This window comes from Methylosinus sp. is20ea (genome assembly GCF_059718135.1).
In genome coordinates this window covers 2,480,655-2,494,493 of sequence record NZ_AP046088.1, presented here as the reverse complement: position 1 = coordinate 2,494,493, position 13,839 = coordinate 2,480,655, and the positions used below count along the sequence as shown (strand labels likewise).

17 protein-coding genes and 1 pseudogene are annotated in these 13,839 nt (G+C 65.6%); 7 read left to right on the top strand and 11 right to left on the bottom strand.

All coding sequences use genetic code 11. From position 1 onward, the window contains the following. Positions 1-9 precede the first annotated feature (9 nt). The 10 genes and pseudogenes from AC6IY7_RS11490 to AC6IY7_RS11445 all read right to left on the bottom strand — a co-directional run bounded on the left by AC6IY7_RS11490 (position 10) and on the right by AC6IY7_RS11445 (position 6,498). Positions 10-639: an RNase A-like domain-containing protein gene (locus AC6IY7_RS11490; protein ID WP_497779200.1), complete on the bottom strand. Its 630-nt coding sequence runs from the start codon at positions 637-639 to the stop codon at positions 10-12. Between the two features lie 49 nt (positions 640-688). After that, positions 689-973, bottom strand: coding sequence for a hypothetical protein (locus tag AC6IY7_RS11485; RefSeq protein WP_497779199.1), 285 nt, complete (start codon positions 971-973; stop codon positions 689-691). Between the two features lie 19 nt (positions 974-992). After that, positions 993-1,616: an RNase A-like domain-containing protein gene (locus AC6IY7_RS11480; RefSeq protein ID WP_497782829.1), complete on the bottom strand. Its 624-nt coding sequence runs from the start codon at positions 1,614-1,616 to the stop codon at positions 993-995. Beyond that, positions 1,614-2,762, bottom strand: a pseudogene (locus AC6IY7_RS11475) (phage portal protein); the annotation flags it as partial. The gene AC6IY7_RS11480 and the pseudogene AC6IY7_RS11475, both read right to left, overlap by 3 nt. Positions 2,763-2,834: 72 nt before the next feature. After that, positions 2,835-4,163 (bottom strand): DNA-packaging protein, encoded by a 1,329-nt coding sequence (locus tag AC6IY7_RS11470; RefSeq protein ID WP_497782828.1) that lies wholly within the window; start codon positions 4,161-4,163, stop codon positions 2,835-2,837. Continuing rightward, positions 4,126-4,668 carry a hypothetical protein gene (locus AC6IY7_RS11465; protein WP_497779197.1) on the bottom strand — a complete coding sequence of 181 codons (543 nt, stop codon included), beginning with the start codon at positions 4,666-4,668 and terminating at the stop codon, positions 4,126-4,128. Before AC6IY7_RS11465 ends, AC6IY7_RS11470 begins: the two co-directional genes overlap by 38 nt. 152 nt (positions 4,669-4,820) lie before the next feature. Continuing rightward, positions 4,821-5,231, bottom strand: a complete 411-nt coding sequence (locus tag AC6IY7_RS11460) for a hypothetical protein (RefSeq protein WP_497779196.1) — start codon at positions 5,229-5,231, stop codon at positions 4,821-4,823. 136 nt (positions 5,232-5,367) lie between these two features. Beyond that, on the bottom strand, positions 5,368-5,682 hold the full coding sequence (locus AC6IY7_RS11455) for a type II toxin-antitoxin system RelE/ParE family toxin (RefSeq protein ID WP_497779194.1): 315 nt from the start codon (positions 5,680-5,682) through the stop codon (positions 5,368-5,370). 4 nt (positions 5,683-5,686) lie between these two features. Then, complete coding sequence (locus AC6IY7_RS11450; protein ID WP_497779192.1) at positions 5,687-5,941, bottom strand: ribbon-helix-helix domain-containing protein; 255 nt, start codon at positions 5,939-5,941, stop codon at positions 5,687-5,689. A 59-nt stretch (positions 5,942-6,000) separates the two neighbouring features. Beyond that, on the bottom strand, positions 6,001-6,498 hold the full coding sequence (locus tag AC6IY7_RS11445) for a YcgN family cysteine cluster protein (protein WP_497779191.1): 498 nt from the start codon (positions 6,496-6,498) through the stop codon (positions 6,001-6,003). Between the two features lie 154 nt (positions 6,499-6,652). On the opposite strand from AC6IY7_RS11445, the gene AC6IY7_RS11440 reads away from it, so the two are divergent. From AC6IY7_RS11440 to AC6IY7_RS11425, 4 genes are all read left to right on the top strand, one after another. Continuing rightward, positions 6,653-8,842, top strand: a complete 2,190-nt coding sequence (locus AC6IY7_RS11440) for a transglycosylase domain-containing protein (RefSeq protein ID WP_497779190.1) — start codon at positions 6,653-6,655, stop codon at positions 8,840-8,842. A 10-nt stretch (positions 8,843-8,852) separates the two neighbouring features. Then, on the top strand, positions 8,853-9,422 hold the full coding sequence (locus tag AC6IY7_RS11435; protein WP_497779188.1) for a DUF1214 domain-containing protein: 570 nt from the start codon (positions 8,853-8,855) through the stop codon (positions 9,420-9,422). Beyond that, positions 9,419-10,012: a DUF1254 domain-containing protein gene (locus AC6IY7_RS11430; RefSeq protein ID WP_497779186.1), complete on the top strand. Its 594-nt coding sequence runs from the start codon at positions 9,419-9,421 to the stop codon at positions 10,010-10,012. Before AC6IY7_RS11435 ends, AC6IY7_RS11430 begins: the two co-directional genes overlap by 4 nt. Positions 10,013-10,131: 119 nt before the next feature. Then, positions 10,132-10,428: a hypothetical protein gene (locus tag AC6IY7_RS11425; RefSeq protein ID WP_497779184.1), complete on the top strand. Its 297-nt coding sequence runs from the start codon at positions 10,132-10,134 to the stop codon at positions 10,426-10,428. A 50-nt stretch (positions 10,429-10,478) separates the two neighbouring features. On the opposite strand, the gene AC6IY7_RS11420 is transcribed toward AC6IY7_RS11425, so the two are convergent. Next, on the bottom strand, positions 10,479-11,561 hold the full coding sequence (locus tag AC6IY7_RS11420) for an alkene reductase (protein ID WP_497779183.1): 1,083 nt from the start codon (positions 11,559-11,561) through the stop codon (positions 10,479-10,481). Positions 11,562-11,697: 136 nt separating this feature from the next. Here AC6IY7_RS11420 and AC6IY7_RS11415 point away from each other — a divergent pair, with 136 nt between their 5' ends. The 3 genes from AC6IY7_RS11415 (at position 11,698) to AC6IY7_RS11405 (ending at position 13,777) form a co-directional block, all read left to right on the top strand. Beyond that, positions 11,698-12,621, top strand: coding sequence for a polyprenyl synthetase family protein (locus tag AC6IY7_RS11415; RefSeq protein ID WP_497779181.1), 924 nt, complete (start codon positions 11,698-11,700; stop codon positions 12,619-12,621). 8 nt (positions 12,622-12,629) lie between these two features. Next, positions 12,630-13,337, top strand: a complete 708-nt coding sequence (locus tag AC6IY7_RS11410) for a DUF1345 domain-containing protein (RefSeq protein WP_497779180.1) — start codon at positions 12,630-12,632, stop codon at positions 13,335-13,337. A 77-nt stretch (positions 13,338-13,414) separates the two neighbouring features. Then, complete coding sequence (locus AC6IY7_RS11405) at positions 13,415-13,777, top strand: cupredoxin domain-containing protein (RefSeq protein WP_497779179.1); 363 nt, start codon at positions 13,415-13,417, stop codon at positions 13,775-13,777. Positions 13,778-13,839: the final 62 nt, after the last annotated feature.

Genomic DNA, 13,839 nt, shown 5'->3' with positions numbered 1-13,839 from the left:
TCGCACGACCTATTTCGGATTGATTGGGAAGGCGGTGACTATGGAGTAGCCTTTCGGCGAAAGAGGATTATACCTGATAATGACCTGGACGCCTCGCGTCTCGCGTATCTCCGGGCGTCCTGAGAAATTCGGCATATATGATTCGTAGCCTGTCGGCGCTCCGAACCAAGCTTCGATCGGCACTCTTCCTCCGATCTCGCCTCGCGCCACTTGCTCGACAAGTGTCGCTTTTTGGGCGATCGTTGAGTTCACTAGCTTGTTCGCCGCCTCCAAAGAGGGGAAGGAACCGATCAAGTCCTCCCAGAACGCTATCCCGCCGATACGAACGCGGCTGTCGAGAGCACGGCGTATCAGATAATCTTCGCTCTTCCCGACATGCTCTGCAATCGCATGTCCCCCTCCTTCCTCATCCCGCAGATCGATAAAATCGCCGATCTGCGTGACGAGCCCGCCCACATCGCTCACCACGCCGGCGATCGTGTTCAGCGCCACCTGCGCGAGATCGCCGCCGCCGCTCCCGTCGCCGCTCGTCCACTGCCCGCCTTCCAGCGAGCCGGCGGCGACACGCGGCTGATCCGCCGAATATTTCGCGCGCTTTCCCATCGGGCCGTAGCCAGCCGCCTCGCGCTGCTCGTCCACTGTGAGGGCGCCGCGCGGCGCGCCGTCCGAGCGCTCCACGCGGGGCCGTTCAATCGCGCCGCAGTCGGCGCAGGACTTCTATCAACACAACGCGGTAATCGGCGTCTTTGGCGAAACCCATTCTGGCGCCCGCACGAAACCAAATGTCGATCAACTCTCGATCGGAAAGCTCCTGACATAGCAGCCCGTCGATAAATCGCTCGGCGTCCTTCTTCTGGCGATCGTCGAGATGACCGATGGCATAGGCCACATAGTCCTGTCCTTCCGGGATATCTTCTTCGACTTCGAACATGAACCACTCAGCCAGGTCCGAGAATGCTTCAGGAATGTTCATCAATGTTCCCCTTTCGCGCTCATCGGCCTGATCTGCTGTTGACAGGAAAGGCGGTCCGCACCCGATAACCTCGATCACTGGTCGGATCGGCATGAAGAACGACTCTGACACCAAACGTCCATCGAACGACCGGCTTCGACGTTCCGCTCTCCAAGAATGCCTCTTTTCCGGTTCGAAATCCGAATATTCTCTGGAGCGTGACCTCATCGCGTCGTCCTTCGGCGACAGAATCGACGCGATCCTTGTTCGTCTCTATCACTCGGTTCACGAGGTCATTTGCGGATTCCCGAGAGTCGAACGAGCCCACCGCCGGCTCATAGGCGATCACGCCTATGAATGGTAGACCAATTCTGATTCGCTTGCTCTCCAAAGCAGCGATAAGGTCTACATCTTCTTTTTCGACATGGTCGCGTATAGCGTGACCATAGCCTTCTTCCGCCAGCAGGTCGACGGAGTATCGAGCGTCATTGCTATCCCCAACCAAGAGGACGCCCACATCGCTCACCACGCCGGCGATCGTGTTCAGCGCCACCTGCGCGAGATCGCCGCCGCCGCTCCCGTCGCCGCTCGTCCACTGCCCGCCTTCCGGCGATCCGGCGGCGACGCGCGGCTGATCCGCCGAATATTTCGCCCGCTTGCCCATCGGGCCGTAGCCCGCCGCCTCGCGCTGCTCATCCACCGTGAGGAAGGCGGCGCTGCCGATGCGGCTCCATTCGAGCGCGCGCTCTTTGGCCAAAGCATCGATGCGGTCGGCGTCGTAATCGAGGCGGAAGGGGGAGAAGCCCGGCTGCGCCCAGGCGTGAAACGCTTTCTGCAAACGTTGCACCAATGGGATGATCGTCTGGCGCCAGAAGGCGCGATTGGCTTCCTCGTAATTGCGAAAAGTGTTGTCGCCCGGCAGGCCGATCAGCAGCGGCGGCACGCCGAAGGCGAGCGCGATCTCCCGCGCGGCGGAGGCTTTCGTCTCGGAAAAATCCATGTCCTTGGGCGAGAGCGACAGCGCCTTCCAATCGAGCCCGCCTTCCAGCAGCAGCGGACGGCCGGCGTTGAAGGCGCCAGAGAAATTCTCCTCCAATTCCTGCTTCAGACGCTCGAATTGCGCATCGGTGAGATGACCGCCTTCCGGCCCTGCATAGACGAGCGCGCCGGAGGGCCGCGCGCTATTGTCGAGCAGCGCCTTGTTCCAGAAGCTCGCGGCATTGTGCGTGTCGAGCGCCGTCTGCGCGGCGGCGAGCGGCGCGAAGCCGTAAATATCGTCGAGTGGATTGAACAGGCGAATGTGCAGGATCGGCTCTATGCCGCGCCCCTGTATCTCATAGCGCACGCTGTCGCCGGCGGCCGAATAGACATAGGCAGCGGGCCAGCCATTGCGTCCCGCGACGACGCTCATGCGATCGGGCCGCAGGCAATAGGCCTCGCGCAACAGACCGTCGACGAAGGCGCCTTCGACATAGGCGTTGCCATAGAGCAGAAGATTGGAGACGAGCGCCTCGATGAAGGAGACGCTCGTGTCGGAAGGGTTCGGCCGTTCGATCAGCCGCAGCAGCGGATGCTCTGGATTTTCCACGCGCGCCTCATAGGCGAGCCAGGGCACGGAGGCGCAGCCTTCCGCCACCATGCGCACGGCGCGATAGCAGACAGCGTTGCGCTCATATCCGGCGCGCGTCAGCGCGACATTGTTGCGCGCAGTCCATTGCGGCGTGGCCATCGAATGCAATGAGAGCATGGCGCGCGAGGCTTTTTGCTCCGGCGCGCGCGCGCCGAAGAGGCGGGAGAGGAAAGATGGCATGTGAATTCCGTTGTGAAATCGCGTGAGCAGTGAGTAGGGCGTAGCGAGTAGCGGACGGGTCGACGTCGCCCCTCAGAGCCGCCGCATGCGCGGCTCGCTCGCGCGCGGCGCCAGCGCCAGCGTGTGAACCGCCCACACCAGCGCGTCGAGACGATCGGGGCTTCTACCCGACGACAATCCGTCGAGCGCGAAATCGCACAATTCGTCTTCCAGCGCCGGAAAGGCGCCGACATGGCGCACGCGGCCCTGCTCATAGAGCTGCGCGACCGGCGCCGCGCGCAAATATTTGCCGCGCGTCGCCCGCGCCTCCTTCACCGGCACGCTGGGATCGGCCTCGTGAATGACGGCGCGCACCATCTCGCCGCCCTGGTTCACTTCGGCGATCAGCGCATCGGCCTCGAGCCTGTGATAGAGCGCGACAGCGGCGCGCGCCCATTGCGCCGGCCGCGCCGCGGCGAGCGTCGCGTCCTCGAGCACATGGACGACGCCTCGAGCGATCCCGGCCGCGACGATGCCGCAACGATCGGCGCGCTTGCCGGATGACGCCGGCGGATCGATGGCGACGACGATGCGCTCCATCGGCGGCGCCTCGGCGATGCGCGCCGCCTCCAGCATGTCGCGCGACCACAGCGCATCGGCGCGTTCTTCGACGATCTCGCCATCGAGCTCCTGACGACCCAATCGCGTGCCTGCATATTGCGCGAAAACGCTTTCGAGAAAGGAGGGCGCGAGATTGGCGGCGTTCTGCCGCGTCGTCGCGCGCGTCGTCACGACGCCTTTCTCGCTCATCAAACGCTTCAGCAAGGGAATGGGCCGCGGCGTGGTGGTGACGATCTGGCGCGGCCAGTCACCCAATCGCAGCCCGAATTGCAGCATGTCCCAGCTCTCCTCGGCATAGCGCCATTTCGCGAGCTCGTCGCACCAGGCGGCGGAAAATTGCGGGCCGCGCAGGCTCTCGGGATCTTCCGCCGAGAACGCCTGCGCGACGACGCCATTGTCGAAGGTCAGCCGCTTGCGCGAGGGCTCCCACAAGGGCCGCTCGCTTCGCCTATGCGCGGCGAGAATTCCGGAGACGCCTTCGATCATCACATCGCGCACATGGGCCGCGCTCTCGCCGACGAGCGCGATCGGCGACAAGGGACGCGACGCGAATTGCGGCCTGCCGCGCGCGATGGCGCGCACCCATTCGGCGCCGGCGCGCGTCTTGCCGGCGCCGCGCCCGCCGAGGATCAGCCACACGCGCCAGGGTGCGCCGTCCGGCGCGAGCAATGGCGGCCATTGATCCTCGCGCGCGCAAAACTCCCAATCGGCGAGCAGCGTCGCGAGCTCGCGTGCGGAAAATCCTTCGATCAGCTCGCCGAGCCTACCCTTCGCCGCACATGCGCTCGAGGCGGCGAGCAAGCTCCTCGCGGAGCTCGGCCAATTCACGGGGAGGCTCGTCTTCGGAAGCGTCTCTGCCACGCCCGTCCTCCTCTCGCGCCGCGCCCGCGTCGCGATTCATGCGCTTCAATTCCGCCAGGCTGCGCACCAGGCTCGCGAGCACGCGCGCGCTCGTCTCCATCGTCTTGGGCGCCGCCTTGGCGCCGCAGGTCACGAGCGCTGTTTCGGCGCGGACGAATTCGCGCTCCACCGCCTCTTCGAGCCGCGCGATGAGGCTGCGCGACTCCATCTTGGGCGGCGCGTCCGGCGCGCTCTCGCGCGCCATTGCTTGCGTCTCTGCGGCGCTCTTGCGCTTGATCGGCGAAGCGCGCATCGGCCATCCCTCGCGCTCGCGATAGCGTCGAAACGCCCGTTCGCTCATGCCGAGCATCGCGCTCAGCTCGGCGAGCGGCGTGACGCCGGCGTCATAGAGAAGCTTCGCCTGCGTGACAGTGTCGCGCGGGAGCGCGTCATGCTTGCGCGCCATGCCTTGGCCTCCGTGAGATGCGCTGCCCCGGACCGCGAGCCTTCAGGCTCGCTTTCGACAATCTGCGAAATGATCGGACAGACGCTCGCCGAGCCGGCGCGCGCCGTGTGACTGGAAAGGACGAGCCTGAAGGCTCGCGGTCCGGGGGGCGCTCAGAAAAACCCGTCGAGAAACGCCGCCGTTTCATCCGAGACGCCGACGATCTTATTTGTCGCCTGACGATAGAATTTGAAATTGAGCTCGGTCTCCGGCTTTCCGTCCTTCCAGTCTTTGAAAGACTTCAGCTCATTGCGCCCGAGCGGCCGTGCGGCGAGCGCATCGCGCCGGATCGTGACGCTCACCCGCGGCGTCTGGCGTTCGACTCCGGCTTTCCGGGCGACCGCCGCCGCAAAGACGACGACGCCGCGCGCGACCAGCCCGCATCCACCTTCATTCTCGCTGGCGAAGAGAAACACTCGGTCGCCGGCGGCGATCGTCTTGCCGCCATACATCGTCTTCTGCGCAGAGAAGACGAAGGTCTCGGCGCGCGGATCGGCGATCTCGGCTTTGATCGCGAATTCCATGTCGAAACTCTCGGCGTGTCGAAATTCTCCGCGAGAGGCAGGACCGCCGCCCCTCGCCCCAAGCGCAATTCTGGAGCATGGGACTTGTCTATAGGACTATCGTCACGGTGTCAAGGAATAAATTCACAACACCATCTCAGGCGCCGAAGTCGTCGCGAAAGCGGTCGATCTGGTGCATGCGTTCGTGCAGGATCGTCACAATGCCGATGTCGCCGTTCGACAGCCTTCGCCAATAGACGACATGGCGCTCGTATCGAAAGAAAAACCCGTCGACGCCGAGTTCCGCCGGAATTGGCCGCGACATCTCCCGATGCGTCTCGATCCGGTCGAAGGCCTCGAACAGCCCACGAATATAGCGATCGGCCTGCTCGCTTCCCCAGCGGTCTCGAGTGAAGCGATAAATCTCGTCGAGACGGAAAGAGGCGGCTTCCTGAACACAGACGACGACCAAACGGTCAGCTCCGGTTTCGTGCGATCACATCGGCCGCGGTCAGCGGCGCGTACGTAGCCTCCGGCGCGGCGAAGGCATGAGCGAGCTCGGCTTTCAATCGCTCGAAGGCCGCTGTCTCCGCACGCTCCTTGTCGCGGCGGATCAGATCGCGAATATATTCGCTGACATTCTCATAGGCGCCATTCTCGCCCACATTCGCAGCGACGAATTCGCTCAATGCGCCGCTCACGCGAACGGTCATCGTCGTGGTTTTGGACATGCGGACGCCCTCTCGAATGTCTGCAATATAACCAATATCGAATACGTCGCAAGCGCGCCTCACGCCGCCCGCCCCTTCTTGCGCCGCGGCCAACGCTTGGGCCACAGCACGATGAAATTGGGCAGATCGTCGGTGTCCACCTCCCGCTCCCGCGCCGCCACACGGCCGCGCACGGAAACGCCGGCGTCGTGCACGCTGGCGGGATCGCCGGTCAAGAGCGGGTGCCATTCGGGCAGCGGCTTGCCTTCGGCGCGCAGCCGATAGGCGCAAGTGGGCGGCAGCCAGGAGATGCCGGCGAGCGCCTTCATGGTGAGGCGCACACAGTCCGGCACTTTGGTCTGGCGGCCCGCATAGTCGCGGCAACGCCCGGTGTCGCCGTCCAAAAGGTCGCAACCGACGCTGGTGTGATAGATTTCCCCACTATCTTCGTCCTCGAGCTTGACCAGGCAGCAGCGCCCGCAACCGTCGCAGAGCTTCTCCCACTGCGCCCGCGTCAATTCGCCCAAGGGCCTCATCCAGAACGGTTCGCCCGTCTCTTTTTCGTCCTTCGTCGCCATACTCTGTCTTCGGCCCTCGTCTGCGGCGCAGCGCGCGCTTTATTCATCCTGCCGGCGATCCTGCGGGCCGGCCATCGTCAAGGCGGCTCGAGGAGTGCTATCATCCGCCTCCCGGTTCGCATGATGCCCAGACGGGCCCAAGGGAGCGGCGCAATTGCTCGAACCTATTCGATCCTCGCGCTTATACAAGCGGGCCGCAAGGCTTCTGCTGGCGCTCGACGCCTATATCGACTCGAGCCTCTTCGACTCGAGCCGCGGCGCGCGCGAGGCCTATGAGAATTTCGCGGCCTTCATGAACCGCTTCCAAGTGCGCGGCCTGCGCCGGGTGGTGGTCGAGTTCGGCTGCGAGTCGCTGACGCTCGCGCTCGGCGGCGGCATTGTCGCGCTCGCGCTGTCGGTCTCCGCCATGCGCATGACCAGCGACGATTGGCTGAAGAAGCAGGATCTCTCGATCACTTTCCTCGATCGCTATGGCGCCGTCGCCGGACAGCGCGGCATCAAGCATGACGACGCCGTGCCGCTCGATCAATATCCCGATTATGTCGTCAAGTCGGTGCTGGCGACCGAGGATCGACGCTTCTACGAGCATTTCGGCATCGACATCGTCGGCACGGGACGCGCGCTCACGGTGAACGCGCGTTCGGCGGGCGTCGTGCAAGGCGGCTCCTCCATCACGCAGCAGCTCGCCAAAAACGTCTTCCTTTCCAATGAGCGCACCATCACGCGCAAGATCAACGAGGCGTTTCTCGCGCTCTGGCTCGAGCAACGCCTCACCAAGCAGGAGATTTTGAAGCTCTATCTCGACCGCGTCTATATGGGCGGCGGCGCCTTCGGCATTCAGGCGGCGGCCGAATTCTATTTCGGCAAATCCGTGCGCGACGTCTCGCTGTCGGAAGCCGCCATGCTCGCCGGCCTGTTCAAGGCGCCGACGAAATACGCGCCGCACGTAAATCTTCCCGCAGCGCGCGCGCGCGCCAATGACGTGCTCGACAATCTCGTCGATGCCGGCTTCATGACGCAGAGCCAGATCGTCGCCGCGCAGCGCAATCCGGCGACGCCGGTCGAGCGCAAGCGCGACCAGAGTCCGGATTGGTATCTCGACTTCGCCTTCAAGGAGGCGCAACGCCTCGCCGAGGCCGGCAGATTCGGCGATGATCGCGTGCTGGTGATCCGCACCGCGCTCGATCCCAATGTGCAGAAGCGCGCCGACGAAGTGGTGGAAGAGAATTTGCGCGAGAGCGGACGCGCCTATCACGCCAAGCAGAGCGCCTCGGCCTTCATGGATCTCGACGGCGCCGTGCGCGCGCTGGTCGGCGGACGCGATTATGGCGCGAGCCAGTTCAATCGCGCGACGGAGGCGGCGCGCCAGCCCGGCTCCTCCTTCAAGCCCTATGTCTATCTCACCGCGCTGATGAGCAATAAATTCAAGCCGACGACAGTGGTCACCGACCGCCCGACCTGCATCGGCAATTATTGCGTGCACAATTACAGCGGCGGCTACGCCGGCTCGCTGCCGCTCTCATTGGCGCTCGCCAAATCGCTCAACACCATCGCCATTCAATTGTCGATCGCCATCGGCAATGGCGATTCCCATGCGGGCCGCGCGAAAATCATCGACACCTGCCGGCGTCTCGGCATCACCACGCCGCTCGAGGACACGCCCTCGCTTCCCGTCGGCCAGAGCGATGTGATCCTTCTCGAACATGCGGCCGGCTACGCCGCTTTCGCCAATGGCGGCAAGAAGACGACGCCTTATGCCGCCGTGGAGGCGCGCAACAGCCGCGGCGATATTCTCTATCAGCATGATCGCGACGCGCCGCCGCAGGAGCAGGTCGTGCCCTTCGAGAAAGTGGCCGAGCTCGACACGATGATGAAACGCGTCATCGACGAAGGCACGGGCGGCAGAGCGCAGCTCGGCCCGGGTGTCGACGTCATCGGCAAGACCGGCACCACCAATGGCTATAAGGACGCGTGGTTCTGCGGCTATACCGGCAATATGGGCGGTTGCGTCTGGTATGGAAACGACGACAATGAGGGAATGGCCAATATGACCGGCGGCACCTTGCCGGCGAAGACATGGCACGACATCATGGCCTATGCGCATCAAGGAATCGCCATCAAGCCGATCCGCGGCCTCGCTTCGCCCGCCACGCTCGCGGCGGCGGCCGCCGCTCAGCCCAAGACTTTGGAGCTCGGCGCTCCGGCGCGTCCCGCGGCGCTCTCGCGCGGCGCGCTGGATGCGCTCGGACAGATCGAATCGAAGATGAAGCTCGACGATCCCAAACGTCCCGCCCCCGGATCGTCGGAGGCGCGCCCCACCGACAAGCGCGCCGATCGGCGCTGACGGATTTCGCATGACCAATTATGTGAGGGCTTTCGCCGTGATGATCGCGGGCCTCTTGCTCGGCTTCGCGATGACCGCCGTCTCGCTGGGGCTCGGCCGCGGCTTCGGCGCGCTGCACGCGGGCCCGTGGACCGCCTGGCCGCGTCATGGCGCCGATATCGATCCCTATGCGCGCGCTGTGCTGGCGCGCTCGGGCGAGGCGCCGCTCGGGCGCGATCAGGGCCTCGCCTTCTTCGCCCGCACGGATTCGAGCGGCGCGCCACTCGACGGACGCTGCGATTATCGCATCCTCGATTCGACTCCCGCGGCGCGCTTCTGGACGCTCGGCGCGGCGAGCGCCGCGGGCCGGCTCATCGACAATCCCGCCGATCGCTACGCCTTCACCTCGAGCGAGATCACGCGGCGCGAGGGCGGCTCCTTCGAGATCGAGATCAGCGCGCAGGCGCGTCCCGGCAATTGGCTGCCGGTCGCCAAAGACCCCTTCGTGCTGGTGCTGCGTCTCTACGACACGCCGCTCGATGTCGAGTCGGCGCCCGACCCCGCGACATTTCCGAAGATCGTGAAGCTCCATTGCGCATGAAAATGTCTCGCGACTATCTCGATTGGCTGCCCTGGGCGCTCGCGACCATCTGCGTCGCGGGCTCCGTTCACATCGTCTCCGTGCTGCTGATGCCGGAGGTCGCGCCGCGCAACGCTTTCGCGCGTCTCGCCGCCGCGGCGCAGAGCGCCGAGACGACGCCGAGCGGCGTCGCGCTGCTGCCGCGCGCCAAGCCCGGCGCGGAGATCACGCCCTTCGAGGATTCGGCCTTTGTCGAGGGCGTCTGCCTCTTCGATCTCTCCAAGGGTCTGATGCGCGTGCGCGCGGACGCCGATCCGGAGGATCTTCTCGCGCTCTCCTTCCATGCGCGCACGGGCCGAATCTTCCATTCCGTGACCGATCGCTCAGCGATCAAGGGCAAGATCGACGTGCTGATCGGCGACGCCCGCCAGATCGAAGCGGTCGAGGGCGAGGACGAGGAGGCCCCGCCGCAGCAGGTGCGCGTGACGGCGCCCTCGCCGCGCGGCTTCGTGCTGCTGCGCTCTCTGGCCAGACGCGCCAGCGACCGCGACCGCGCCGAGCAGCGCCTGCGCGCGGTCTCCTGCGAGACAGTCGCCGAGCCGGAGAGCTGAAGGCGCGACGACCAGCCCAAAGGACATGACGACACGCCCAGGACATGGCGCCGCATTGCGATTCTCCCTCCCCGCGCCCACTTCCAGAGAGGAGGCCGCAGCAATAGCGAGGGCAAGCGATGAAAAAAATCATTCCCGCATTAGCGGCGTCTCTTCTGGCGGTGGCGATCGCGCCAGCGCTCGCCGAGACCACCGTCGAGACCAAGCCGCTCGCTCCGCAAGAGGAACATGGCGGCGCCGGCCATGAGGGCTGCTGCAAGATGATGCATGAGATGCGTCAGATGCACGAGCAGATGATGATGGATCACATGAAATCCATGCATCAGGGCCATGGCGAGCGAGGAGCCGGCGAGCACGGCAGTGGCGATCATAGTGGCGGCGGCCACGAGCACGAAGGCGCGCCCAAGGCCGAATAGGCGCGCGCAAGGCTCGTTTCCCCACGCCGGGAGAAACGAGCCGCGCCGAGTTACGCCGTCAGCGTCGGATAATCCGTATATCCTTTGGCGCCTTGGGCGTAGACCGTCTGATAGTCGACCTCGGCGAGCGGAGCGCGACGGCGCAGACGCTCGACGAGATCGGGATTGGCGATGAACGGCCGCCCGAAGGCGATGAGATCGGCGCGCCCGGTCGCCAGCGTCTCCTCCGCGAGCTCCAGCGTATAGGCGTTATTGGCGATATAGGCGCCGGGAAAGCTTTTCCGCAGAGCGAGATAATCGAAAGGCGCAACGTCGCGCGGCCCTTGCGTCGCGCCTTCGATCACATGGATGAAGCCGAGCTTCTTTGCCGCCAGACGCCCCACGAAATAGAAGAACACCGCCTGCGGATCGCTGTCCGACATGTCATGAACGGGACTGACGGGCGAGATGCGCACGCCGACGCGCGCGGCCTCCCATTCCTCGAGCACGGCGTCCACGACCTCGAGGCCGAAACGCGCGCGATTTTGCGGCGAGCCGCCATAGGCGTCGGCGCGCTTATTGGAGCCGTCGCGCAAAAATTCGTCGATCAGATAGCCATTGGCGCAATGAATCTCGACGCCGTCGAAGCCGGCCTCCTTGGCGTTGCGGGCGGCCTTGCGATAATCGGCGACGATTCCGGGGATTTCGTCGAGCGCGAGCGCGCGCGGGGTCGAGCAGTCGACGAAGCCCGTCTCGATCGCCACCTGCTTCGTCGTGGCGATGGCCGAGGGCGCGACCGGCGCGCCGCCGCCCGGCTGCAGCGAGACATGCGACACGCGCCCGACATGCCAGAGCTGCAGGATGATGTGCCCGCCGGCCGAATGCACGGCGTCGGTCACCTCGCGCCAGCCGGCGACCTGCTCCGGCGAATAAATTCCCGGCGTGAAGGCGTAGCCCTGCCCCTGCTGCGAAATCTGCGACGCCTCGGCGATGATGAGCCCGGCCGCGGCGCGCTGGCGGTAGTGCTCGGCCATCAGCGCATTGGCGGCGTTGGTTCCATGGGTGGCGCGCCGGCGCGTCAGCGGCGCCATGACGATGCGATTGGGCAGCGGCAGATCGCCGAGCCGAATGGGTTCGAATAAAAGATCGGTCATGTCTGTGAATTTCCTCGTGGTCCCGCGCTTCGCGCGCAACAAGTCCTTCGCCCCGCTTTCCCTCGCCCACTTGGGGATTGATCGCAAATTTGTTAGGTCCAGACCAGATGGAATGATTTTCTCGGGAAAGGGTCAGATGACCGACGACGCAGACTTCCGCCGCCGCCTGGACGAGGCCGCCAGCACGACCGAGGCCACGCTCGAGGCCCTGCTCGGGGCGCAGCCGCTCCCCGGCGAGATCGCCCGGCCGGCGCGGCTCATGGAGGCGATGCGCTATGTGGCGCTCGGCGGCGGCAAGCGGCTACGGCCGTTTCTGGCGCTCGAATCCGCCCGACTCTTCGGCGTCGAAGGCGAGGGCGCGCGGCGCGCGGCGGCGGCGATCGAGATGATCCATTGCTATTCGCTCGCCCATGACGATCTCCCGGCCATGGACGACGATGATCTGCGCCGCGGCCGGCCGACCGCCCATAAGGCCTTCGACGAAGCGACCGCCATTCTCGCCGGCGACGGCCTGCTGACCTACGCCTTCGATGTTCTGGCCGATCCGGCGACCCATTCCGACCCGCAGATCCGCGCCCGCCTCGTTCTGGCGCTGGCCCGCGCGGCCGGGCATGGCGGCATGGTCGGCGGCCAGGCGCTCGATCTCGAGGCCGAGAAGGCGACGAGCCCGCTCTCCCAGGAGGAGACGCTCCGCCTCCAGGCGATGAAGACCGGCGCGCTCTTGCGCATCTCGGTCGATTTCGGCGCCATTCTCGGCGGCGCCTCGGCTCCGGTGGCGGCCGCGCTCGGCCGCTATGGCGACGCGCTCGGCGCCGCCTTTCAGATCGCCGACGATATTCTCGACGCCGAGGGCGACGAGGCGGCCCTCGGCAAGCGCGCCGGCAAGGACGCCGAGCGCAACAAGGCGACGCTGATCGGCCTGCTCGGCCTCGACAAGGCGCGCGAGCGGCGCGATGCGCTCGTCGAGGCGGCCATCGCCGCGCTCGGCGAGACCGGGCTCGGCGCGGCGACGGGCGTGCTCGCCGAGGCCGCGCGCTTCGTCGCGCTGCGCAGCAATTGAGCGGCGCGATGAGCCGCGACGCAAACGGCCACCCGCGCTCGCGGCGCCCGCTGCTCTGGCGCGTCGTTAAGGCGCGTTCGCGGCTCTTCCTCAGCCTTTTGGCGGGCGCGGTCGTCGGCCTCCTGCTGCCCGAGAGCTGGCGGGACGTCACCCGCGCGCTCATCGGCTGGGACGTCTTCGCCACGCTCTATCTGCTGCTCTCGGCGGAGCTGATGGCGCGCTCGACGCCGCACACCATGCGCCGCCGCGCGCAATTGCAGGACGAAGGCCGGCTCGCCATTCTGGTGATGACCATCGCCACCGCCTGCGCCTCCATAGGCGCGATCGTCGCCGAGCTCGGCCCGGTCAAAAATCTCGAGGGCTTTTCCAAGCACGCGCATATTTCCCTCGCCGTGCTGACCGTCGTGCTCTCCTGGCTCTTCGTCCATCTGACTTTCGCGCTGCATTATGCGCATGAATATTATTTCGAGCGCGCCAGCGCGCCGGACCGCGCGCCCGAGCTGCGCGGCGGGCTGATCTTTCCGGGAACCGAGCAGCCCGGCTATATCGATTTCCTCTATTTCGCCTATGTGATCGGCGTCGCCTCGCAGACGGCCGACGTCTCCACCTCTTCCGCCACCATGCGCGCGGTGGCGCTGGTCCAGGGCGTGCTGGCCTTTTTCTTCAACACCGCCATTCTGGCGCTCACCGTCAATATCGCCGCGGGCTTCGTCTGAGCGCGACGGAGCGCGCCTTGCCCGTCGCGCGGAAAAAGGGCATGAGCCCGGCCACGAGCTGTAACGAGGAGCGGCGGATGAGGAGTGGAAAGGATGTGCTCGGCAAAGCGTTCGCGGCGACGCGCTTGGCCGTTCTGATCGCCGCCTCGGTGAGCCTTTGCGGCGCGGTCCCCGCGCCGACGGTCAATGTCGAAATCGAGCGTTTCGCTTTCTCGCCGGCGCGTCTCACCATAAAGGCGGGCGCGGCGATCGTTTTCGTCAATCGCGATCAGGTTCCCCATTCCCTGATCGGCGTGATGAGCGGCGAAGAAATCTTCCACTCGCCCGAGCAGGTGGACGAGGACGAGAGCTTCCGCGTGGTTCTCACGCGCCCCGGCGAAGTGAGTTATCGCTGCGGGCTGCACTCCCATATGACCGGGGTGATCTCCGTCGTCCCGTGACGGTGTCTCGCGCCTCGCAATGACGGTTTCGCCGCCTGCGAGCGACGGCCCCGCGTCGCATC